Source organism: Zoogloea sp., assembly GCF_017302315.1.
GTDB lineage: Bacteria > Pseudomonadota > Gammaproteobacteria > Burkholderiales > Rhodocyclaceae > Zoogloea.
Genome location: NZ_JAFLDT010000001.1, coordinates 181094 through 204107, shown reverse-complemented (window position 1 = coordinate 204107; position 23014 = coordinate 181094). Strand labels below are relative to the sequence as shown.

19 protein-coding genes and 1 tRNA gene are annotated in these 23014 nt (G+C 64.3%); 15 read left to right on the top strand and 5 right to left on the bottom strand.

What is annotated here, in order from left to right:
- Both J0L98_RS00870 and J0L98_RS00865 read left to right on the top strand, forming a co-directional pair.
- On the top strand, positions 1-1133 hold a 1133-nt coding region (locus J0L98_RS00870), incomplete at its 5' end, for an FtsX-like permease family protein (RefSeq protein ID WP_296409411.1).
- Positions 1133-2200, top strand: a complete 1068-nt coding sequence (locus tag J0L98_RS00865; RefSeq protein ID WP_296409408.1) for a lipocalin-like domain-containing protein — start codon at positions 1133-1135, stop codon at positions 2198-2200. The genes J0L98_RS00870 and J0L98_RS00865, both read left to right, overlap by 1 nt.
- Positions 2201-2289: 89 nt before the next feature.
- On the opposite strand, the gene J0L98_RS00860 is transcribed toward J0L98_RS00865, so the two are convergent.
- Together J0L98_RS00860 and J0L98_RS00855 are read right to left on the bottom strand one after the other, a co-directional pair.
- On the bottom strand, positions 2290-3348 hold the full coding sequence (locus tag J0L98_RS00860) for a DUF4325 domain-containing protein (RefSeq protein ID WP_296409406.1): 1059 nt from the start codon (positions 3346-3348) through the stop codon (positions 2290-2292).
- Positions 3349-3492: 144 nt separating this feature from the next.
- A complete protein-coding gene (locus tag J0L98_RS00855; RefSeq protein WP_296409405.1) occupies positions 3493-4623 on the bottom strand; it encodes an ABC transporter substrate-binding protein in 1131 nt (376 codons plus the stop codon).
- A 225-nt stretch (positions 4624-4848) separates the two neighbouring features.
- On the opposite strand from J0L98_RS00855, the gene clpB reads away from it, so the two are divergent.
- From clpB to J0L98_RS00805, 10 genes are all read left to right on the top strand, one after another.
- Positions 4849-7428 (top strand): ATP-dependent chaperone ClpB, encoded by a 2580-nt coding sequence (clpB, locus tag J0L98_RS00850; RefSeq protein ID WP_296409403.1) that lies wholly within the window; start codon positions 4849-4851, stop codon positions 7426-7428.
- A gap of 169 nt (positions 7429-7597) precedes the next feature.
- The gene (locus tag J0L98_RS00845) at positions 7598-8080 is read left to right on the top strand and encodes an OmpA family protein (protein ID WP_296409401.1); all 483 of its coding nucleotides are present in this window, start codon (positions 7598-7600) and stop codon (positions 8078-8080) included.
- 92 nt (positions 8081-8172) lie between these two features.
- Positions 8173-9603, top strand: coding sequence for a PLP-dependent aminotransferase family protein (locus tag J0L98_RS00840; protein ID WP_296409400.1), 1431 nt, complete (start codon positions 8173-8175; stop codon positions 9601-9603).
- A gap of 85 nt (positions 9604-9688) precedes the next feature.
- Complete coding sequence (gene ccoG, locus J0L98_RS00835; protein ID WP_296409398.1) at positions 9689-11047, top strand: cytochrome c oxidase accessory protein CcoG; 1359 nt, start codon at positions 9689-9691, stop codon at positions 11045-11047.
- 24 nt (positions 11048-11071) lie between these two features.
- A complete protein-coding gene (locus J0L98_RS00830; RefSeq protein WP_296409397.1) occupies positions 11072-12730 on the top strand; it encodes a nitrite/sulfite reductase in 1659 nt (552 codons plus the stop codon).
- Complete coding sequence (locus tag J0L98_RS00825) at positions 12727-13284, top strand: DUF934 domain-containing protein (protein WP_296409396.1); 558 nt, start codon at positions 12727-12729, stop codon at positions 13282-13284. The genes J0L98_RS00830 and J0L98_RS00825 overlap by 4 nt, the downstream gene beginning before the upstream one ends.
- A gap of 79 nt (positions 13285-13363) precedes the next feature.
- A complete protein-coding gene (locus tag J0L98_RS00820) occupies positions 13364-14098 on the top strand; it encodes a hypothetical protein (RefSeq protein WP_296409395.1) in 735 nt (244 codons plus the stop codon).
- Complete coding sequence (locus J0L98_RS00815; RefSeq protein ID WP_296409393.1) at positions 14095-15081, top strand: hypothetical protein; 987 nt, start codon at positions 14095-14097, stop codon at positions 15079-15081. The genes J0L98_RS00820 and J0L98_RS00815 overlap by 4 nt, the downstream gene beginning before the upstream one ends.
- A gap of 153 nt (positions 15082-15234) precedes the next feature.
- Positions 15235-16140, top strand: a complete 906-nt coding sequence (locus J0L98_RS00810; protein WP_296409391.1) for a transglycosylase SLT domain-containing protein — start codon at positions 15235-15237, stop codon at positions 16138-16140.
- Positions 16141-16211: 71 nt separating this feature from the next.
- Positions 16212-17645: an aldehyde dehydrogenase family protein gene (locus J0L98_RS00805; protein WP_296409388.1), complete on the top strand. Its 1434-nt coding sequence runs from the start codon at positions 16212-16214 to the stop codon at positions 17643-17645.
- Between the two features lie 103 nt (positions 17646-17748).
- Here the strand turns inward: J0L98_RS00805 and J0L98_RS00800 are convergent.
- From J0L98_RS00800 to trxA, 3 genes are all read right to left on the bottom strand, one after another.
- A tRNA-Leu gene (locus J0L98_RS00800) sits at positions 17749-17833 on the bottom strand.
- Between the two features lie 170 nt (positions 17834-18003).
- Positions 18004-19263: a transcription termination factor Rho gene (gene rho, locus J0L98_RS00795; RefSeq protein ID WP_296409387.1), complete on the bottom strand. Its 1260-nt coding sequence runs from the start codon at positions 19261-19263 to the stop codon at positions 18004-18006.
- 162 nt (positions 19264-19425) lie between these two features.
- The gene (gene trxA, locus J0L98_RS00790) at positions 19426-19752 is read right to left on the bottom strand and encodes a thioredoxin TrxA (RefSeq protein WP_296409386.1); all 327 of its coding nucleotides are present in this window, start codon (positions 19750-19752) and stop codon (positions 19426-19428) included.
- A gap of 333 nt (positions 19753-20085) precedes the next feature.
- On the opposite strand from trxA, the gene fdxA reads away from it, so the two are divergent.
- From fdxA to J0L98_RS00775, 3 genes are all read left to right on the top strand, one after another.
- Positions 20086-20409, top strand: coding sequence for a ferredoxin FdxA (gene fdxA, locus J0L98_RS00785; protein WP_296409385.1), 324 nt, complete (start codon positions 20086-20088; stop codon positions 20407-20409).
- 204 nt (positions 20410-20613) lie between these two features.
- Positions 20614-21060 carry a CBS domain-containing protein gene (locus tag J0L98_RS00780; RefSeq protein WP_296409383.1) on the top strand — a complete coding sequence of 149 codons (447 nt, stop codon included), beginning with the start codon at positions 20614-20616 and terminating at the stop codon, positions 21058-21060.
- A 219-nt stretch (positions 21061-21279) separates the two neighbouring features.
- Entirely contained in the window at positions 21280-22962 is a 1683-nt protein-coding gene (locus tag J0L98_RS00775; RefSeq protein ID WP_296409381.1) for a long-chain-fatty-acid--CoA ligase, read from the top strand.
- Positions 22963-23014 lie beyond the last annotated feature (52 nt).

Sequence of the window (23014 nt, the reverse complement as noted above, 5' to 3'; positions counted from 1 at the left end):
CGGTGTCCGCGCGCCTGGCCGCCGCTCGCCTGTCGGCGGCGCCGGGGCATGCGGTGGTGGCGGCTGCCGGGGTGCTGACCAGCGTGGCCCTGGCGGTTGCCATGGCCATCATGGTGGCCTCCTTCCGGGATTCGGTGGACCAGTGGCTGAGCCAGATCCTGCCCGCCGACCTTTACGTGCGCGCCGGTCGGGCCAGCGGCAGCGGGCATCTGGACGAAGCGCTGCAGGCCCGCATCGCCGCGCTGCCCGGTGTGGGCCAGGTGGATTTCATCCGCCACGACACGCTGCGCCTCGTCACCGGCCAGCCGCCCGTGGCCCTGATCGCCCGCCCGGTGGCGGCCGACGGCAGCGATCTGCCCTTGGTGGCGCGGGCCGGTACGGCGGGCACGCTGCCGCGCATCTGGATCTCCGAGGCGCTGCAGGACCTCCGGGGTTGGCAGCCGGGCCAGCAGGTGGACTTGCCCCTGGCCGGCCGCAGCGTGCCAGTGGCCGTGGCCGGCGTGTGGCGCGACTACGCCCGCCAGACCGGCGCCGTGATGATCGATCTGACCGACTACCGGCGACTCACCGGGGACAGGCTGGCCAACGATGGGGCGGTACATCTTGCCCCCGGCGCCCGGGCGGACGATGTGGCCGATGCCCTGGCCAGCCTGGCCGGCCCCGGCGCGCTGGAGATCGCCCGGCCCGGCGAGATCCGCGCCATCAGCCTGCGCATCTTCGACCGCACCTTCGCCGTCACCTACCTGCTTGAGGCGGTGGCCGTGGCCATCGGCCTGGCCGGCGTGGCGGCCAGCTTCGCGGCCCTGGCGGCGGCGCGGCGGCGGGAGTTCGGCATGCTACGCCACCTGGGCCTGACCCGTCGCCAGATCGGCGCCATGCTGGCCCGGGAGGGCGCCCTCGCCGCGGGCGTCGGCGTGCTCGGCGGCATGCTGGTTGGCGGGGCCATTGGTCTGGTGCTGATCGAGGTGGTCAATCGCCAGAGCTTCCACTGGAGCATGGACCTGCACGTGCCCTGGCTGTCCCTGCTGCTCTTCGGCACCGGGCTGGTGGCCCTGGCCGCCGTGGCCGCCGTGCTGGCCGGCCGGCAGGCCATGGGGCGGAGCGCCGTGCTGGCCGTAAGGGAGGACTGGTGATGCAGCGCCGCCGCTTTCTGCTCGCCGTGGCCAGCCTCGCTGCCGTGCCCGCCAGTGCCACGGAGTTTGCCCCGGTGCTGCCCGGGCGTCGCCTGACCTTCCCGGCCGATCATGGTGCCCATCCGGATTTCCGCACCGAATGGTGGTATGCCACCGGCTGGCTGAAGCTCCCGGATGGCAGCCCTCTGGGCTTCCAGGTCACCTTCTTCCGGGTACGCACCGGTTTGGGCGAAGGCAATCCGAGCATCTTCCCCCCGCGCCAGCTGGTGCTCGCTCACGCCGCCATCGCCGACCCGCGCCTCGGCCGGCTGCGCCACGATGAACGTTCGGCCCGCGTCGGCCCCGGCCACGCCGGCTTCGACATCGGCACCACCCGCGTGTGGCTGGGCGACTGGCGCTTCGAGCTCGGCCCCAAGGGTTACCACGCCCGCGTCCACGGCGCGGATTTTGCCTACCAGCTCGACCTGCAATCCGACGGCCCGCCGCTGCTGCAAGGGCAGGCCGGCTTCAGCCGCAAGGCCGCCGACCCGCGCCACGCCAGCTACTACTACAGCCGCCCCCAGCTACGGGTGAGCGGCCAGCTCACTCTGGACGGCACCGCCCGGCCGGTCACCGGCCAGGCCTGGCTCGATCACGAATGGTCCAGCGAACTGCTGCCCGACGGCGCCCAGGGCTGGGACTGGATCGGCCTCAACCTGGATGATGGCAGCGGGCTGATGGCCTTCCGCCTGCGCGACGCCGCCGGCAAGGCCCTGTGGTCCGCCGCCACCCTGCGCCCTACCGGTCAGGTCGGGCAGGTGTTGCCCCCCGAGGCAGTGCACTTCACCCCCCTGCGCCAATGGCACTCACCCCGCTCGGGTATCGACTGGCCGGTGGCCTGGCGGGTGCAGGTGGGCGGGCGCCTGTTGGAGTTGCAGCCCTTGATCGATGACCAGGAACTGGACAGCCGACGCTCCACCGGCGCGATCTACTGGGAAGGGGCGGTGCGGGCGCTGGAAGGCGGGCGCGAGGTGGGGCGCGGGTATCTGGAGATGACGGGGTACGGGAAGAGGATTCGGGTGGGGTGAGGCAGTGGCGAAGCCGCCGGGGCCGGAGTCAAGTGACTACCGGCTGCAAAGCACTGCGCCACGTCAGATGGCTGACTGCAGATATCCGGTCATGGCGAAGTTGGAGCCCCGCCAGAGGCTGCAAGTGATTCAGCTCGAGAGATCATCCGCTTAACCTCCAATGAGGCATGTATCGGCACTAATTCGAGACTTGGATGCTTTGCCCGGAAAACGCGAAACACTTCATCGGCGAAGGCCTGCCCAATCGTGGCTACGCCTGAGAAATCAAGCATTACGACCTTGAATCGATCAATTCGCGCGAGTAGGCGCTTGGCTTGAGAGCGGGACACCAGATTGTCGTCTCCATACCGCATCAGTTTGACTGGAACCACGGTCTTGTTGAAGCCATAGTCATCGCCGGCGGAGAACTTGTTGAAGACCTTTTTTGTCGTCCGCGCGGTGTGGTTATGCAGCACCATCGTGACCAGTGTGCCTCCTCGTGGGCTATTGCGCTGAAGGATCCAATCTTCCTTCTTGTCAAATTCATGGGAGAAATAGACTTCGCCCGAAAGGATGTCGAACTCATCAAACATTCGGGACGAAAAAAAGATGCCTTCACCCGAGTGATTCGCTGGATCGGTAGTGAACTTGCCTTTGGCGAGTTCGAGCACGGCGTGTCGCTCGTCGATCAGATCAAGCGCCCCCCGAATTTTCTTGAAAATGCCGACACCGTTGTCGTAGATCGTGACCATCGTGGAAGCGGCCGTCTTTCGCAGAGAGACGAGAACGTGGCTGGCGCCTGAGTGGTCTACCACGTTGTTGAGCATTTCGGTGAAGCCGTAATGCCAGATGTGTAGGACGTTCTCGGGCAGTTTGCCGAGCAGCGGAGAAACGTCGTTTCGCCACACTACGTCTTCGGCGAGTGGCGACGCAAGCTCATATTCATGGCGCCATTCCAGCAGTGGCGCAAGCCCATAAAGCTTGTTCCGCGTGTTTCCGCTGACGACAACAGCACCCTCGTCGACCAAGCGCTTCAAGTGCTTATGCACAGCCTGCCGGGAACACGTGAATTTTTCCGCAGTGAAGCGCACGATATCGGACGGATGCGCGTCAATATTCTCAATTAGGAACTTGCGCACGGGTTCACCACCAGCTCGAACCTTGGTCATTTGACAACCTCCTTTCTTTTTATTGTCAACTTACGTTGCTATATTGTCAACCCATGGCCACGAGCATAAGGTTAGGTTGTCTGCGGGGGGAGCAGTTTCAGCGGCCAAACGCTGCCTGAAAGAGTATTTACGGAAATCAGAACATCAGCCTGCACCCCCGCCCCACAAAGCTCGATCCCGTGTGCCGGGAGGGGGGGAGAAGTCCACTGTGTAGCCGCCCACGTCGTAGCTCTCGAGTCCGTCGAGGGCCTGGACGAGTTTGGGGCGGGTGGGGGCGGGACCGGCGCGGCGGATGGCTTCGAGGACGACGCGGGTGGTGACGTAGGCTTCCAGGTGGAAGATGCTCGGCCGGGTGCCGGGCTCGCCGAATTTGGTCATGTCTTCGTGGAAGCGCCGCACCACCGGAATGGCGCTGTTGCCGAGGTTGGGCATGACCTGGGCGATGACCACGCCGCGGGCGGCTTCTTCGCCGGCCACCTGGCACAGGGTCTCGGCGTTGCCGTATGAAACGGTGGCGAGCTGGGCGGGCAGGCCGCCGCTGCCGTTCCGGTAGGCCTTGAGAAACTCCCCGGCCAGCTGGGCCGGGATCACCATGTAAACGATGTCCGGTTTGGCGGCGGTCAGGGTTTTGACGGCGCCGGGGAGGTCGGCCTTGCCGCCCATGGGCAGGGCGACCCGGGCGACGATCTGCTGGGATTTGCCGCGAAACAGGGATTCGAGGGTGTTCAGGCCGGCGATGCCGAAGGGGATGTTGGCATAGACCACGGCGACGCGCTGCTGGCCGGTGGTGGTGGCGTGCTCGGCGAGCTTGCGGTACTGCTCCAGGTCGCCGGCGCGCACGTGGTAGACATAGGGATTGACGGGGGTGCGCAGGGGGGCGGCGCCGGGGATCACGCCGATGACCGGAAACTTCTGGGTTTCGGGAAACTGTTCGGCCAGCAGGCGCGTCATGGCCGGGGAGCCGACGGTCATCAGCGCGGCCAGGGCGTCGGACGCGGCGGCTTCGCGGAAGCGGGCGAGGGCGGTGTCGGCCTTGTATTCGTCGTCCAGGTTGCGCAGCACTAGCTGCTTGCCGTGGATGCCGACGGCGGCGTTGGCGGCTTTCAGGGCCAGGCGGATGCCGGCGTTGTATTCGCTGGCTTCCCGGGTGACGGGGCCGCTGAGGGGGGCGACGTGGGCGAGGGCGATCTCGCCTGCGGCGGGGGCGGCCTGGGCGAAGGCCAGGCTGGCACCCAGCATGCCTGCACGGAGCAGGGCGCTGCGGACTCTTGTCATTGTTTCGTCTCTTTGGGGGCCGGGTGCCCGGGTCTGGCGGGCGATGGCGGTGGGGCTGGCGGATGCCCCTGTTGTTGTCGGGAAGCCCCGCATCATACTTTCGTTAAGGACATTTGCGTATGCCGCCTGCCGGACCGGCAAATGCCCCTGCTGCATTCGCGGTCTTCGACTTGAAAGCCCCGTTTTATCCCCCATGTAGGCCTCAGACCAGAATCCGGAGGCCCTATGCGCTACGACAAGTTTACCACCAAGTTCCAGCAAGCCCTCAGCGAAGCCCAGAGCCTCGCGGTGGGCAATGATCAACAGTTCATCGAACCCCAGCACCTGCTGCTGGCCCTGCTTGCCCAGGATGACGGCAGCACCGCGTCCCTGCTGCAGCGGGCCGGGGCCAATGTGGGCGGCCTCAAGGTGGCCCTGACCAAGGCCCTCGAGCGTTTGCCCAAGGTGCAGGGCCATGGCGGCGATGTGTCCGTGGGCCGTGATCTGGGCAATCTGCTCAACCTCACCGACAAGGCGGCCCAGCAGCGCGGTGACGAGTTCATTGCCAGCGAGATGTTCCTGCTGGCCCTGGCCGATGACAAGGGCGAGACCGGCCGCTTGCTGAAGGAAAACGGCCTGACCAAAAAAGCCCTGGAACAGGCCATCGACGCCGTGCGCGGTGGCCAGAACGTGGGCAGCGCCGACGCCGAGAGCCAGCGCGAAGCCCTCAAGAAATTCTGCGTGGATCTCACCGAGCGCGCCCGCCAGGGCAAGCTCGACCCGGTGATCGGCCGCGACGACGAGATTCGCCGCGCCATCCAGATCCTGCAGCGCCGCACCAAGAACAACCCGGTGCTGATCGGCGAGCCCGGCGTGGGAAAGACGGCCATCGTCGAAGGCCTGGCCCAGCGCATCGTCAATGAGGAAGTGCCCGAGACCCTGAAGGGCAAGCGCGTGCTGGTGCTCGACATGGCCGGGCTGCTGGCCGGGGCCAAGTACCGGGGTGAGTTCGAGGAGCGCCTGAAGGCGGTGCTCAACGACATTGCCAAGGATGAAGGCCGCATCATCCTGTTCATCGACGAGATTCACACCATGGTGGGGGCCGGCAAGGCCGAGGGCGCCATCGACGCCGGCAACATGCTCAAGCCGGCCCTGGCCCGCGGCGAGCTGCACTGCATCGGCGCCACCACCCTGGACGAGTACCGCAAGTACATCGAGAAGGACGCCGCCCTGGAGCGCCGCTTCCAGAAGGTGCTGGTGGATGAGCCGACGGTGGAGTCCACCATCGCCATCCTGCGCGGCCTGAAGGAGAAGTACGAGCTGCACCACGGCGTCGAGATCACCGACCCGGCCATCGTGGCCGCGGCCGAGCTCTCCAACCGCTACATCACCGACCGCTTCCTGCCCGACAAGGCCATCGACCTGATCGACGAGGCGGCGGCGCGCATCAAGATGGAGATCGACTCCAAGCCGGAGGTGATGGACAAGCTCGAACGCCGCCGCATCCAGCTAGAGATCGAACAGCTGGCGGTGCAGAAGGAGAAGGACGAAGCCTCCCTGAAGCGCCTCGGCCTGATCGAGGAGGAGATCACCCGCATCAAGAAGGAATACTCCGACCTGGAGGAGATCTGGAAGGCCGAGAAATCGGCGGTGCAGGGCTCCGCCCACATCAAGGAAGAGATCGACCGCATCCGCGCCGACATTGCCCGCCTGCAGCGGGAAGGCAAGCTCGAGAAGGTGGCCGAGCTGCAGTACGGCCAGCTGCCCCAGCTCGAAGCCCAGCTCAAGAAAGCGGAAGCGTCCGGTGACGGCAAGCCGGCCAACAAGCTGCTGCGCACCGAAGTGGGTGCCGAGGAGATCGCCGAGGTGGTGTCCCGGGCCACCGGCATCCCGGTGTCGAAGATGATGCAGGGCGAGCGCGACAAGCTGCTAAAAATGGAGGCCCACCTGCACAACCGGGTGATCGGCCAGGACGAGGCCGTGCGCCTGGTGTCGGACGCCATCCGCCGCTCCCGCGCCGGCCTGTCGGACGAGAACCGGCCCTACGGCTCCTTCCTGTTCCTCGGCCCCACGGGTGTGGGCAAGACCGAGCTGTGCAAGACCCTGGCCGAGTTCATGTTCGATGCCGAGGATCACCTGATCCGCATCGACATGAGCGAGTTCATGGAGAAGCACTCGGTGGCCCGACTGATCGGTGCGCCTCCGGGCTATGTGGGCTATGAGGAGGGCGGCTACCTCACCGAACAGGTGCGGCGCAAACCCTACTCGGTGATCCTCTTCGATGAGGTGGAGAAGGCTCACCCGGATGTCTTCAACGTGTTGCTGCAGGTGCTCGACGACGGCCGCATGACCGATGGCCAGGGCCGCACGGTGGACTTCAAGAACACCGTGATCGTGATGACCAGCAATCTGGGCAGCCAGATGATCCAGCAGATGTCCGGCGATGATTACCAGATCATCAAGCTGGCGGTGATGGGCGAGGTGAAGACCTACTTCCGGCCCGAGTTCATCAACCGCATCGACGAGGTGGTGGTCTTCCATGCCCTCGACGAGAAGAACATCGCGTCCATCGCCCGCATCCAGCTCGGCTATCTGGAGAAGCGCCTGGCCAAGCTCGACATGCACCTGGACGCCAGCGATGCCGCCCTGACCGAACTGGCCCGTGCCGGCTTCGACCCGGTCTTCGGCGCCCGCCCGCTCAAGCGCGCCATCCAGGAGCACATCGAGAACCCCCTCGCCAAGCGCATCCTGGAAGGGCAGTTTGCGGCCAAGGATACGATCCGGGTGGACTGCGAGAGCGGGAAGATCGTGTTCTCGAAGGCCTGATGACAGGGGCTGGTGCCAGATTTATGGTGGCACCGGCCCCTGTACAGTGAGCGCTGTCTTCAGGAATAGCTTTTTAACCTTTCCTTCTCGCATCCTTCGAAGTACGCCCGGATAAGCCGATATACTTGCAAGGTTTGATTTCAACCTTGACCAAGAAAGGAATTTTTCGATGCAAGAAGACGACGACAACCAGAACCTCGTACTGGGCATTCTGTTCGGTATCATCGCCCTGGTGATCGGCCTGGTAATCGGCCTGACCGTTTACGTTACCGGCCAGACTAATACCAAGGCTGCTCCGGTTGCCGCTATGGCCGAAGTGCCCGAGATTGCCGAAGTTGGTGAGGCCTTGGTCAAGCTCTACTTCGATTCCGGCAAGGCCGACCTGCCCGCCAACGCGGCTGACGAAGTGGCCAAGGTCATCGCCAAGCTGCAGGAAGATTCCAGCAAAATTGTGCTGATCTCCGGCTACCACGACGAAACCGGTGGCGCAGCCATCAACGCCGAAGTGGCCAAGGCCCGTGCCGTGGCCCTCAAGGATGCCCTGATCACTGCCGGCGTGCCGGCCGACAAGGTGGCCATGCGCAAGCCCGCCGTGACCCTGGGTGGCACCGATGCCGCCGAGGCCCGTCGCGTGGAAGTGCGCGTGCAGTAAGCAGAACACCGCGCACTGCCAGAAAGGCCGGGGCTCCCCGGCCTTTTCTTTTTGGAGTGGCCCGGCGGCAGGGGCTGCTACCATCGCCCCCCATGAGTCTTTACCAGACCCTTGCCGACGACACTGCCCGGCTGATTGCCGAGGGCGTGCTGCGCCCCGGTGACCGTCTGCCATCGGTGCGCCAGAGCTGCCGCATCCACAGCATCGCGCCGGTGACGGTCACCCAGGCCTATCACCTGCTGGAGAGCCGGGGCCTGATCGAGGCAAGACCCAAGTCCGGCTATTTCGTCCGCGCCCGGCTGGGGCAGCGCCTGCCCGAGCCGGAGATGAGCCGCCCGGTGGGTCATTCCACGGCCCTGGACGTCAGTGACTTCATTTTCGAGATCCTCGACAGCGTCAAGGATCCGGCCGTGGTGCCGCTGGGCTCGAGCTTTCCGAGCCCGCGGCTGTTTCCCCTGGACAAGCTGGGGCGTTTCCTGGCGGCCGCGGCACGGCATCTGGACCCCTTGTCGACGGTCAACGATCTGCCGCCGGGCAACGACGAGCTGCGCCGCCAGCTGTCCCTGCGCTACCTGGCCCAGGGGGCCCGGGTGTCGCCCCAGGAGATCGTGGTCACCTCCGGGGCCATGGAGGGGCTCAACCTGTGCCTGCAGGCGGTGACCCGCCCGGGCGACCTGATCGCCATCGAATCGCCGACCTTTTACGCCGGCCTGCAGGCCAGCGAGCGCCTGGGGCTAAAGGTCATCGAGATCCCCAGCCACCCCCGGGAGGGCGTCAACCTGGCCGCCCTGGAGGATGCCCTGCGCCATCATCCGGTGAAGGCCTGCCTGCTGATGCTCAACTACGCCAACCCCACCGGCAGCCGGGTGCCCGACGGTCGGCGCCAGGCGCTGATCGAACTCCTCGACCGCCACGAGGTGCCGCTGATCGAGGACGACGTGTATGCCGAGCTGTACTTTGGCGCCGGGCCGCCCCTGTGCAGCAAGGCCGTGGACCCCAACGGACGGGTGATGCACGTATCGTCCTTCTCCAAGTGCCTGGCGCCGGGCTACCGCATCGGCTGGGTGGCGGCGGGGCGCTACGCCGGCCTGATCCAGCGCCAGAAGCTGTCCACCAGCCTCGCCACCACGGTGCCGGTGCAGATCGCCCTGGCCGACTACCTGAAGCAGGGCGGCTATGAGAACCACCTGCGCCATCTGCGGCGCACCCTGGCGGCCCACGAGGCGGCGCTGGTCGAAGCGGTGGAAGCGCACTTCCCTCCGGGCACGCGCCTGGCCCGGCCCGAGGGCGGCTACTTCCTGTGGGTCGAGCTGCCTCGACAGGTGGACGCCCTGGCGCTGCACCGCCAGGCTCTGGCCCAGGGCATCAGCCTTGCTCCGGGGCCGATCTTCTCGGCCAAGCGGGAGTTCGGCCACTGCATCCGGCTCAATTTCGGCCATCCCTTTGATGCGCGGGTCCGGGATGCCGTAGCCAGTCTGGGGCGCTGGGTCAGCGAGCAGGCACGCGCGTCCGCAAGCGCTTAATCTGTGCCTATTGAAAACAAAGCAGGCTGAATCTGTTTCCATTTTCGTCCGGGTGATCTACTCCTGCTCCAGGAGGAATGCCCGAATGAACAAGCCTGTCAGCAAGGTCCGCGAAGCCAGACTCGAGTTGTACCGCAAGAAGGGGAAGATCCACGCCCGCGAGGTGAGTGGCCGTTTCAACACGCTCCGCTGGGGCATGGTGTGGCTCACCCAGATCATCTTCTACGGGGCCTGCTGGCTCCAGTGGGACGGACGCCAAGCCCTGTGGTTCGATATCCCCCACGAAAAATTCCACCTCTTCGGCCTGGTGCTGTGGCCCCAGGACGCGCTGCTGCTGGCCATCGCCCTGATCCTGGCGGCCACCGGCCTGTTTCTGGTCACGGCTCTGGCGGGGCGGTTGTTCTGCGGGTTCGCCTGCCCGCAGACGGTATACACCTCCATTTTCATGTGGATCGAGACCCGCGTGGAGGGCGATCACCTGGCCCGCCTGCGCCTCGACCAGGCACCCCTGGGGCCGCGCAAGCTGGGCCTGAAGGCGGCCAAGCATGGCCTGTGGCTGCTGTTTGCCGGGTGGACGGGCATCACCTTCGTGGGCTACTTCACCCCGATCCGCGAGCTGCTGCCGGCCCTGGTGGGCTGGAGCGTGGGGCACTGGGAGGGCTTCTGGGTGCTGTTCTACGCGTTGTTCACCTACCTCCAAGCCGGGTTTGCCCGGGAGGCGGTGTGCCAGCACATGTGCCCTTACTCCCGCTTCCAGGGGGTGATGTTTGACGCGAACACCCGGACGGTGAGCTACGACGCCACACGCGGCGAACCCCGCAAGGGCAAGGGCGGTGGCGACTGCATCGACTGTGGCATTTGCGTGCAGGTGTGCCCCACCGGCATCGACATCCGCGACGGGCTCCAGTACCAGTGCATCAACTGCGGCCTGTGCGTGGATGCCTGTGACGAGGTGATGACCCGCGTGGCCAAGCCCCTGGGCCTGATCCGCTTTGCCTCGGAGCAGGAGCTGGCGGGGATGCCGCGCCGCGGCGGGCGCCCGCGCCTGGCGGTGTATGGCGGCTTGATAGGCGTCTTCGTGGCCCTCGGTGCATGGACGGCGACCCAGCGCTCGCTGCTGCTGGTGGACGTGCTGCGCGACCGGGGCAGCCTGGCCCGGGAGGCCACCGATGGCCGCATCGAGAACGCCTACACCCTCAAGCTGGCCAACCTGGCCGAGATGCCACGGGACTTCGAGGTGGAGGTCAGCGGCCTGCCGGGCATCGAGCTGGTCGGCGCCCGGCGCTTCGCCGGCGAGGCCGGCAGCATCCGCGCCGTGCAGGTGACGGTGGCTGCGCCGGCAGACGGCGGCCTGTCCGGCGCCCGGCCGATCACCTTCCAGGTGCGCGCCGCCGACGACCCGGCAACCCGGGTTACCGAGAAGAGCACCTTCGTTCTTCCCTGATCCACCTGAACTGCCGAGATCACCATGTACCGATACAAGCAAGCCGACCAGCGTCTGGTGGACGACCGCGTGGCCCAGTTCCGTGACCAGATGACCCGCTTTCTCGATGGGCGCCTCGGGGAGGACGAGTTCCGCCCCCTGCGGCTGCAGAACGGCCTTTACGTGCAGCGCCATGCGCCCATGCTGCGGGTGGCGATTCCCTACGGCACCCTGGCGGCCTACCAGCTGCGCACGCTCGCCGACATCGCCCGCCGCTTCGACCGGGGCTACGGCCACTTCACCACCCGCTGCAACATCCAGTTCAACTGGGTGCGCCTGGAGGAAGCGCCGGACATCCTGGCCGAGCTGGCCACCGTGCAGATGCACGCCATCCAGACCTCGGGCAACTGCATCCGCAACATCACCACCGACCCCTTTGCCGGCGTGGCGGCGGATGAGCTGTTTGATCCACGGCCGTACTGCGAGATCGTGCGCCAGTGGTCCACCCTGGCGCCGGAGTTCCTGTTCCTGCCGCGCAAGTTCAAGATCGCCTTTGCCGGTGGGGCGGAAGACCGGGCCGCGGTACGCTTCCATGACATCGGCGCCATTGCCCGGGTGGCTGACGATGGCCGCATCGGCTTTGAGGTCTGCGTCGGCGGCGGCCTCGGGCGCACCCCGATGGTGGGGCGCTCCATGCGCGACTTCCTGCCCCGGGAGGAGCTGCTCAACTATTTCGAGGCCATCCTGCGGGTTTATAACCGCCATGGCCGGCGTGACAACAAGTACAAGGCGCGCATCAAGATTCTGGTGAAGGACCTCACCCTGGAAGGCTTCACCCGGGAGGTGGAGGACGAATGGGCATGGACCCGGGGTGGCCCGGGCTGCATTAGCGACGCCACTTTCCGGGAGATGGAAGCCTTCTTCGCCCGGCATGACGATGCGCCTGCTGCGGCCGATGATCCGGGCCACCTCACAGCGCTGGCCGACAGCCGCGCCTTTGCACGTTGGGTCGAGCGCAATGCCTCGGCTCACCGGGAGCCGGGCTACGCGGTCGTGACCCTGTCCCTGAAGAAGACCGGCGTGCCTCCCGGCGACGCCACCGCCGAACAGATGGACGGGGTCGCCGAGCTGGCGGAGCGCTTCAGCGCCGGCGAGATCCGCGTCAGTCACGAGCAGAACCTGGTGCTGCCCCACGTGGCCCGCCGGGATCTGCCGGCCCTGTGGGAAGGCGCCCGCGCCCTGGGCATGGCGACGCCCAACATCGGGCTGCTCACCGATCTGGTGTGTTGCCCGGGGGGTGATTTCTGCTCCCTGGCCAATGCCCGCTCCATCCCGGTGGCGGCGGCCATCCAGCAGCGCTTCGACGATCTGGACTACCTGTTCGACTTGGGCCCGCTGGAGCTCAACATGTCGGGCTGCGTGAATGCCTGCGGACACCACCACATTGGCCACATCGGTATTCTCGGTGTGGATAAGAACAACGAGGAGTGGTACCAGGTGACCCTGGGCGGGCGGGAAGGCAGCCAGGCGGCGCTGGGCCGGGTGATCGGCCCGTCCTTTGCAGCAGGGCAGATCCCGGACGTGATCGCGCATCTGCTCGAGGTGTATGTCGGCGTGCGGCACGAGGGGGAGCCCTTCATCGACGCGCTCGAACGGGTCGGTCTGGACGCCTTCAAGGCGCGGGTCTATGGAGGGGCGGCATGAGCACGCTGATCCGCCACGGGAAAGTGGCTGACGATCATTGGCAATGGATCGAAGGAGACCTACCCCGGGTCGTTGAAAGGCTGGAGGCAGGCGAGCACCTGGTGCTGCCGCTGGCGGTGTGGTCAGCCCACCGGGCCCGCCTCGATCCACTCCACTCCGGCGTGTGGCTTGGCCCGGATGACGCGCCCGAGACATTGTTGCCTTGGTTGGCTGGCATCCCTCTGGTCGCCATCCACTTTCCGGTATTCACCGATGGCCGGGGTTACTCCCTGGCCCATCTGCTGAGGCGGCGCCATGGCTACAGCGGTGAGCTGCAAGCAGTGGGCGACGTCCTGGTGGACCAGCTTGCCCTGATGGCCCAGTGCGGCTTCGACAGCTTCCGTCTGCGTGCCGATCAGTCTCCGGCCGCCGCCCTGGCAGCCCTGGCCGGTGGGCTGCGCTCGCCATGGCCCGGCCCCGTCGTGCCCCGATTTGCAGCAGCCTCTGCGGGACATGATGTGACACCTGCTTACAGTCTGGACATGATGCACTGCCGCATCGACGGGCGGGACTGAACTGAGCGGGTGGCACAGCCTTTGCGCCATTTTCGGGTCGCGCTCCCCCTGTCGGGAGCGTTTCCCGAAGGAGGTGAGCATGGTCGATGGGCTGGCGTTGTGGAAGCAGTTGCTGCAGGTGCAGGAACCCTGGGTCGTCCAGGCCTGCCGTGTGGACGAATTCAACCGCTGCATGGCGGTTTGGATTGGCGTGGAGGCGCCTCGTAGCTGGTTCGGCCTGGGCCGTCCACGGGTGGCGGAAGGGGGTGCCGAGGCGACCTGGCGGCACACCGGCTTCGGAGGCTGGAGGGTCCAGGTGCACGTGCGGGTGCCGGTGGGAAGCGAATTGCCGCGCCACTCGTGGGCCGGTGAGGCCGGCATGCCCTTCACCCGTGCTCTCGATCGCCAGATCCTGTCCCTGCTCAATGAGGGGGTTGGGATGAGCGGGGTTTGCAGCATTCTCGACCTGCCCATGACCGATCTATGGCGGTATCGCTATGCCCTGGACCACGGCCGTCACGCCGTGGGGGCGGCGGATGCTGTACCGATGTCTGCAAGTCCTGCCGAGGCGGCCGTGCCACAGGCGCCAACCGCCTTCAGCCGGGTACCGAATCTGGAAGACCCGGTATGGGTGCGCCTTCTGGACGGAAGCGTGAAGCTGGATGTGCGTGTTCTTGGCCTGCAGCTACTCTTGTCCCGGACCCGCTCCCAGGTGGCGGTGATCGCGGACGAGGAGGTGCGCATGATGAAATTGCGTGAGTTGCACCGCTACTTCGTGAAGAACGAACGCATGCTTGCCCATGAACTGCACCAGTTGGTGTCGGAGGCTGCATGAGCCCGCTGAAGAATGGATTGATGTTGCCCGATGAGGTTGCCAGGCTGATCGAGGCTGGTCGTTGTCTGATGGTTGCGGGTGACGAGGCTTTGCTGCGTCTTCTTCCTTCCGGTCAGTGGATAGGCGGCACGATTCCCTACTTCATGGGGGATGAAGGGGGGCAGGTGAGTCGTGAGCGGCTCTTCGTGACGCATATTCCGACGGATGCCGGGGCACCGGAGATTCGCAGCTACGATATCACCAGCATCAGCCATCTATGCGCGGATGCACCGGCCAACGGTTTCAGTCTGATCATCATTCCTGCCTTTTCGGCCACCCACTCCCTCTATGCCCGCAAGGCACCGGAGTTCGAGGACATGTTCATGAAGCCGGTGGTGGGTTGGATTGCCGGCTGCCACCTGGACGATTTGGGTCGGGTGGCACCCGCGGTGGTGAGCGGCCCCGAACTGGCTTTCGACACGGAGCGGGCGGTGGTGATGCATGTTCCCCTGCCGCCCCAGCGCTACGCCCATGTTCATATTGCCAATCGCATGCGCCAGGGTGAAGGCGGGCTGCTGCGCTTCCCGGAAACGGGTTTTTCGGCGGGTCGGTGTTCCGTGGATGGCGTGGAAACCACGCTGGCGGCGTATCTGGATGCAAACCGTGCGGATCTGCGTCTGCCCCTCGTCGCAGATTATGGCGGCGCGTCGGTCAACGTATCGATCAAAGGCGTCGACCGGGATGCCGGACGGGTGGACTTCTACGCGCCAGTGTTTGGTGACGTGGCGTACCGCCTTGCTGAACCGGTGGATTTTGCCGCGGACGATGAACCGGGAGCTGATGCAGTGAACGTCCTTTGGTCGTGCAACTGCATTCTCAATTACCTCTATTGCGGCCTTGAGGGGCGGAAGGGCTCCGCGCCAGGGGGGGCGATGACCTTCGGGGAGATCGCTTATCTGCTTCTCAACCAGACTCAGGTCTTCCTGGAGATCAAGGAGGTCTGATCGCCGCAGTGGTGACAATGATCTTGAGTGCGCGGGAATGTGAAATTGATCGCGGGAGGCGACACAAGTCGTGCGGAGACACGATTCCGTCACGGGACGCGACGGTGAAGGCCGTCATCATACGGGCTCTGAATTCACCTTGCCCCACCCCCGATGATCATTTCCCGCTTCGCCGGTCTCCACCGCCTCATCCTCGCCGCCACTTTGGCCTGTACGGCCTTGGGTGTGCAGGCATCAGGCCGTGATGTGGAGGGGGTGGAGGCGCCGGAGTGGAGCGACGAACCCCCCGCACTGGCCCGGCTCCTCGAGACTGGGCATCGGGCGGAGGTGGGCCGTCAGCCTGGTGTGGCAGCGGCCCATTTTTGCGCCGCTGCCCGGGATGGCAGTGTTGAAGGTCAGTATCGTCTTGGTCGCCTTTACCTGCTGGGCCGAGGCGTGGCAAGGGATGGTCAGGTGGCCAATACCCTGCTGTCCATCGCTGCCCAGCGCGGCCATGAGAAAGCACAGAGCCTGGTGGAGCCCCTGGTTGCCGCCGAGAAGCTCCCCGATTGCCTGGTTTCAGGCAAGGCGCCGGAGGTGATGCTTGCCATCGATAACGGGGAAGCCGTGCCCCACGAGGTGGTGGAACGATTCATCAAGGCGCTGCCGGCGGACAAGCGCCGCCATGCCCAGATGGTCCAGAAGCTGGCCCCGCGTTTCAGTGTCGATCCCCGGCTTGCTTTGGCGATTGTACGAACCGAGTCGAACTTCGACGCTGCCGCCCGCTCTCCCAAGAATGCCCTCGGTCTGATGCAGTTGATTCCGGATACAGCCGAGCGCTTTGGCGTTCGCGATGCATTGGATCCCGAGCAGAACGTCCGGGGTGGGCTGGCCTATCTGCGCTGGTTGCTGCAGCACTTCAAGGGCGACGTGGCCCTGGCTGCCGCGGCCTACAACGCCGGTGAGGGCAATGTGGCGCGCTACCGGGGGGTTCCTCCCTTCGCGGAAACCCAGGAATACGTGCGCCGGGTGATGGCCTTCTACCGAGCTCCGCGGCATCCCGAGACCCTGCGCGGCTGACGAGGGCTTCACGCCAGTGCTCGGTTTCCTGTACTTTCTCTCCGCTTCGATAACAACAGAGGACGGAGAGCATGCCCCATCATCATCAGTTCTACATCGGTGGCCAGTGGGTCGACACGACCAGCCCTGCCCGGTTCGATGTCATCAACCCTGCCACCGAAGCTGCGGTCGGCACCATCGCCCTCGGCGGGCCGGAAGACGCGGTGCGCGCCGTGGCTGCGGCCCGTGCGGCCTTTCCCGCGTTCTCCGCCAGCACCCGGGAAGCACGGCTCGACTTGCTGCAGCGCATCTGTGCCGCCTACAAGGCGCGTTACGAGGACATGGCCCGGGCCATCTCAGCCGAAATGGGGGCGCCATACAAGCATCTGGCCGGCAGCGCCCAGTCGGGCTCCGGCCTGGCCCACTTCAAGGCGGCGGCAGCCGCACTGGCGGATTTCCCTTTCGAGCACAGTCGCGGCACCACGCGCATCCTGCGCGAGCCCATCGGCGTTTGCGCGCTGATCACGCCGTGGAACTGGCCAGCCAACCAGATGGCCTGCAAGGTGGCGCCGGCTCTGGCGGCAGGCTGCACCATGGTGCTCAAGCCGTCCGAGCTGGCGCCCCTGTCGGCGATCATCCTGGCCGAAATCCTTGACGAGGCCGGGGTGCCGGAGGGTGTGTTCAATCTCGTCAATGGCGACGGCCCCGGTGTCGGCGCGCCCCTGTGTGCCCATCCGGATGTGGACATGGTGTCCTTTACCGGATCCACCCGGGCCGGCAAGCAGGTCATGAAGAGCGCCGCCGATACCATCAAGAAGGTCGCTCTGGAGCTGGGCGGCAAGTCCGCCAACATCCTGCTCGACGATGCGGATTTTCCGCGCATGGTGAAACTGGGCGTGCTGACACTGATGACCAACACGGGTCAGAACTGTAACGCGCCGTCCCGGATGCTGGTGCCTGAGGCACGGCTCGCGGAGGTGGAGGAGATTGCTGCCGCAGCGCTGTCCCGCGTTGTGGTGGGCGATCCGGATGCGGACGGTACGACCATGGGGCCGCTGGCCAACCGGGCACAGTTCGAGCGTGTACAGGCGCTGATTGCCACGGGGCTTGCTGAAGGTGGAAAGCTGGTGGCCGGCGGCCCGGGCAGACCGGACGGGATGGAGCGAGGTTTCTTCGCTCGGCCGACGATCTTCAGCGGTGTGACGCCGACCATGACCATCGCCCGGGAGGAGATCTTCGGCCCGGTGCTGTCCATCCTGACCTACAAGGATGAGGAGGACGCCATCCGCATCGCCAACGACACGGTGTATGGCCTCTCGGGTTACGTGTCCTCGTCGGACCTGGGGCGGGCACGCGCAGTGGCCCGTCGCCTGCGTACCGGTAATGTGCATCTCAACGGTGCCCCCATTGATCTGGCGGGGCCGTTCGGGGGCTACAGGCAGTCGGGTCTGGGGCGGGAGTGGGGCGCTTTCGGGATCGAGGAGTTCCTCGAGGTGAAGGCGGTCCTGGGTTATGGGGAAGACTGAAGGGGCGTACGGAAGGACGCGGTGAAGAAGGCGTCGGCTGACGGAGGTGCCGGCCGGCGCGATGCCCGTGGAGTGGCGCGGGCGTGTCTTCAGGGCGCGCTGGTGGTGCGGGGCAAGGGACTCGAACCCTCACGCCTTGCGGCGCTGGAACCTAAATCCAGTGCGTCTACCAATTCCGCCAACCCCGCATCCAGCGGCGCGCATTGTAATGGTAGCCGCTCCCCGGGGCCAGCGTTTTGTTCTGGCGGCTTCCCGACCGGAGTTGGTCAGGGTCGTAAACGAACTCGCCCGGGCTGCACGGCCGGTGAGATCCACTGTGTGCAGCCCGGGCGGGGCGATGGCCAGTCTGCGTCGGGGCTTAGCCGCGGCGCATGGCGTCGAAGAATTCGCCGTTGTTCTTCGTCGCCTTGATTTTGTCCAGCAGAAACTCCATCGCATCGATGTCATCCATGCCGTACAGCAATTTGCGCAGTACCCAGACCTTTTGCAGGACGTCGGACTTGAGCAGGAGCTCCTCGCGCCGGGTGCCCGAGCGGTTGACGTTGATGGCGGGGTAGACCCGCTTTTCCGCCATGCGCCGGTCAAGGTGGATTTCCATGTTGCCGGTGCCCTTGAACTCTTCGTAGATCACGTCATCCATGCGGCTGCCGGTGTCGATCAGGGCGGTGGCGATGATGGTCAACGAGCCGCCTTCCTCGATGTTGCGAGCGGCGCCGAAGAAGCGCTTCGGCTTCTGCAGGGCGTTGGCGTCCACACCACCGGTCAGTACCTTGCCGGAGGCAGGCACCACGGTGTTGTAGGCACGTGCCAGGCGGGTCAGCGAGTCCAGGAGGATGACCACGTCCTTCTTGTGCTCCACCAGGCGCTTGGCCTTCTCGATGACCATCTCGGCCACTTGCACGTGGCGGATGGCGGGTTCGTCAAAGGTCGAGGCCACGACTTCGCCCTTGACCGAGCGCTGCATCTCAGTCACCTCCTCGGGGCGTTCATCGATCAGCAGTACGATCACCACCACGTCGGGGTGGTTTGAAGTGATCGAGTGGGCAATGTGCTGCAGCATCACCGTCTTGCCGCTTTTCGGCGGGGCCACCAGCAGACCGCGCTGGCCCTTGCCGATGGGGGAGATCATGTCGATCACGCGGGAGGTGATGTTTTCCTCGGCCCGGATGTCCCTTTCCAGCTTGAGGCACTGGTTGGGGTGGAGCGGGGTGAGGTTCTCGAAGAGAATCTTGTGCTTGGAGGCTTCCGGTGGCTCGAAGTTGACCTTGTCGACCTTGACGAGGGCAAAGTAGCGCTCACCGTCCTTCGGGGTCCGGATCTCTCCCTCGACCGTATCGCCGGTATGCAGGTTGAACCTGCGAATCTGGCTTGGCGACACATAAATGTCGTCGGTGCCGGCGAGGTAGGAGGTGTCGGGCGACCGCAGGAAGCCGAAGCCGTCGGGCAAGACCTCCATCACGCCGTCGCCGTAGATCGGCTCGCCTTTCTTGGCGCGGTTCTTGAGCAGCGCAAAGACCAGTTCCTGCTTGCGCAGGCGGTTGGCGCCTTCGATGTCGTTGGCAATGGCCATTTCGAGCAATTGGCCGACGTGGAGAGACTTGAGCTCCGAGAGGTGCATGGCAGGCAGCGGTGGGAGAGAGATTGGGAGGGGTATGGGAACAGCAGGAAACAGCTAGTACGGCAACAGATGTGCTCGAACTGTGAAGCGGCGCCGGGCTGGCCGGGTGGTTCGCCCCGATGGCGCCGCTAAGCAAAGACTACTTTGGAAAGAGTATGCCGATCAGAGGTGGCTGTCAATGAAGGCGGCAAGTTGCGACTTCGAAAGCGCACCCACCTTGGTGGCTTCGATGTTGCCGCCCTTGAACAGCATCAGCGTGGGAATGCCACGGATACCGTACTTGGCGGGGGTTTCCTGATTTTCGTCGATATTGAGTTTGGCGACCTTGAGCTTGCCAGTGTATTCCTTCGCGACTTCGTCAAGGATAGGGGCGATCATCTTGCACGGACCACACCACTCTGCCCAGTAATCTACCAGCACGGGGCTGGTGGACTGCAGAACCTCCGCTTCGAAGTTCGCATCGGTGACGTAATGGATATGTTCGCTCATGATTCCTCGCATCAGGGGATTTTTAAGGTGTCACCGCGGGTGGGGAACGTGTTCCGGAGGGGAACCCCGCAACTCGGGCGACAAGACAAGATAGCGGGATGCTAGCGAATAATCAGTAGCAAGAAAAGCGCTTTTCTCGCCACACCCCATGAGATGTGGTAACGGTGGCACACTCGGAACAATTTTCGGCGGGGGCTGTCTGGCTTTTCGGGGGGGCCGTGCCAGGCGCCCTCTTAAGTCCCGTCCGATGGGGTATATTGCTGGCCCTCGATATCTTTACGTGAATTTGTCGCTGCCCGGGCGGTGACAATTCAAACAACAGGAGCGCGCCCGATGACTTACGTCGTTACTGAAAATTGCATCCGCTGCAAGTACACCGACTGCGTGGATGTATGTCCGGTCGACTGCTTTCGTGAGGGGCCCAATTTTCTGGTAATCGATCCGGAGGAGTGCATCGACTGCACCCTGTGTGTCGCTGAGTGTCCGGCCGAGGCGATTTTTGCGGAGGATGATGTGCCTGCTGATCAGGAGGCCTTCATTGCTCTGAATGCGGAACTTGCGGCAAAGTGGGTGCCGATTGTCGAGCGCAAGGAGCCTCCCGCCGATGCCGATGAGTGGCGTGGCGTTGCCGACAAGCTGCAGTATCTCGAACGCTGACGCCAGGACTGACTTGCCTGTCCCCAATGGGGTGGGCGTGACTTCGGAGCCGGATTGCTCCTGATGCTGCAAGGCGCGTCCCATGCGGGAGCTTGCGGTAGGGGTATTTCCTGACTTTCCGATGCTTTGCGCCGTCGCCTGCAATCGAATACCATCGTGGGCAGTAGAGTTCCGGCGGATGTGCGCCTAGAAAAGGAAAATAAAATGCTGGTCAGTGAAATTCTCGCGATCAAGGGTAAGGTGTTGTTCACCGTTGCCACCAACAAGACGCTCTTGGACGCAGTTGAGGTGATGACGGAGCAGGATGTCGGATCCCTGGTTGTTTTTGACAAGGGTCGCATGGCGGGGTTGCTGACCTTCCGCGAGGTTCTGGTCGCCACAAAAAAGGCCGGCGTCGATTGGCAGTCTTTGTCTGTCGAGGATGCAATGCTCAAGGATCCTGTGGTCGCAGCGCCGAATATGGAGATGGATGAGCTGCGCAGGCAGATGGTGGAGCACCATCAGCGTTATCTCCCGGTCATGGATGACGGGGTGTTGATGGGTGTGGTGTCGTTCCACGATGTGGCCAAGGCCGTTCTGGAAGAGCAGAGCTTCGAGAACCGCATGCTGAAAAACTACATTCGCAACTGGCCTGCAGAGGATCAGGCTTGAGCGGCGTCGAACTCTAAGCTGCAAACAGGTCATCTCGCCAAAGGGGGGTGGATGGCCTGACAACAAGGCGCTTGAGCGCCAGTCGAAAAGTACGTTGGAAGCCGACACTGTTTCAGTGTTGGGCCGCCTGGGGAGGGCGGGTCCCTGGTCTCGGATGTTGCCCATGATGGCTGCACCAGGCTGGTCAGGCCTTGAACCAACTACATAGGAGACAGAAAAATGAAGAAAATATGGCTGAAAAGCTACCCCCCTGGCGTTCCTGAAGAGATCGATGTCAACCAGTTTGCATCCCTGGGCGATCTGTTTGAGAAGAGCGTCGCCCGCTTTGCGGATCGCACTGCCTACGTCAATATGGGCAAGTCCATCAGCTATGCCCAGCTTGATTCGCTTTCGCGTCAATTCGCGGGCTATCTCCAGGGTGAGTTGAAACTTGGCAGAGGCGCCCGGGTGGCGCTGATGATGCCCAACTGCCTTCAGTATCCTGTTGCCATGTTCGCCGTGTTGCGCGCGGGATTCACCGTGGTTAACGTGAATCCGCTCTACACGGCCCGGGAGCTTGAGCATCAGTTGCGGGATTCGGGTTGCGAGGCGATCGTGATCATGGAGAATTTTGCGCACACCCTTGCCGAGGTGATGGGTCGTACATCGGTGCGTCACATTGTCGTCACCGGCTTGGGAGACATGCTGGGTTTTCCGAAGTCCCTGCTCGTCAATCTGGTGGTTCGCCACGTGAAGAAGATGGTGCCTCCCTGGAGCCTGCCGGGGCACGTAGGGTTTCGCGACGCCCTCGACAGGGGGAGTGCCCACGGTCTGGCGCCGGTGGCGATGACCCATGATGACTTGGCATACCTGCAATACACGGGCGGGACGACGGGCGTGGCGAAGGGGGCGATGCTCACCCATGGCAACATCATCGCCAATCTCCAGCAGGCCCATGCGTGGATCAGTCCTTACGTTAAGGAAGGCGAAGAGGTCATCATCACGGCCCTGCCGCTCTATCACATCTTTTCGCTCACAGCGAATTGCCTTACTTTCTTCAAGATCGGCGCCAGCAATGTGCTGATCACCAATCCGCGGGATATTCCGGCTTTCGTCGCAGAACTGGGCAAGTACCCATTCACCGTGATCACTGGCGTCAATACCTTGTTCAATGCCTTGCTCAACAATCCGGAGTTCGAAAAGCTCGATTTCGGCTCACTCAAGGTGGCTCTTGGAGGAGGCATGGCGGTGCAGCAGGCGGTGGCTGATCGTTGGAAGCGGATAACGGGGAAGACCTTGGCCGAGGCCTATGGCCTCACGGAGACATCGCCGGCCGTCTGTATCAATCCGCTGGATCTCCCGGAGTTCAATCATTCCATCGGACTGCCCATTTCTTCGACGGATGTCAGCCTGCGGGATGACGATGGGTACGAGGTTTCCATGGGAATACCTGGAGAGCTGTGCGTGAAAGGCCCCCAGGTCATGAAGGGTTATTACAACCGGCCGGAGGATACGGCCCGGACATTTACCCATGATGGCTATCTGCGTACGGGGGATGTGGCGACCATTGACGATGATGGCTTTGTACGCATCGTCGATCGCAAGAAAGACATGATTCTGGTCTCGGGCTTCAACGTCTATCCGAACGAGGTGGAAGACGTGGTTGCCGCACACCCGGGTGTGATGGAGGTGGCTGCCCTTGGTGTCCCCGACGAGCATTCCGGCGAGGCGGTAAAGGTCTTTGTGGTGCGAAAAGACCCCGCCCTGACGGCGGAGGCGCTGATTGCTCACTGCCGGGCGGGGCTTACGGGATACAAGGTGCCACGTTTCGTCGAGTTTCGTGACGAGTTGCCGAAGAGCAACGTGGGCAAGATTCTGCGCCGGGTCTTGCGTGACATGTCCCAAGGTTCAGGGCATGCCTGAGCGCGCGTGATTGCATCCAACGGGCGGCCGGACTGCGCATCTTGCGACACCC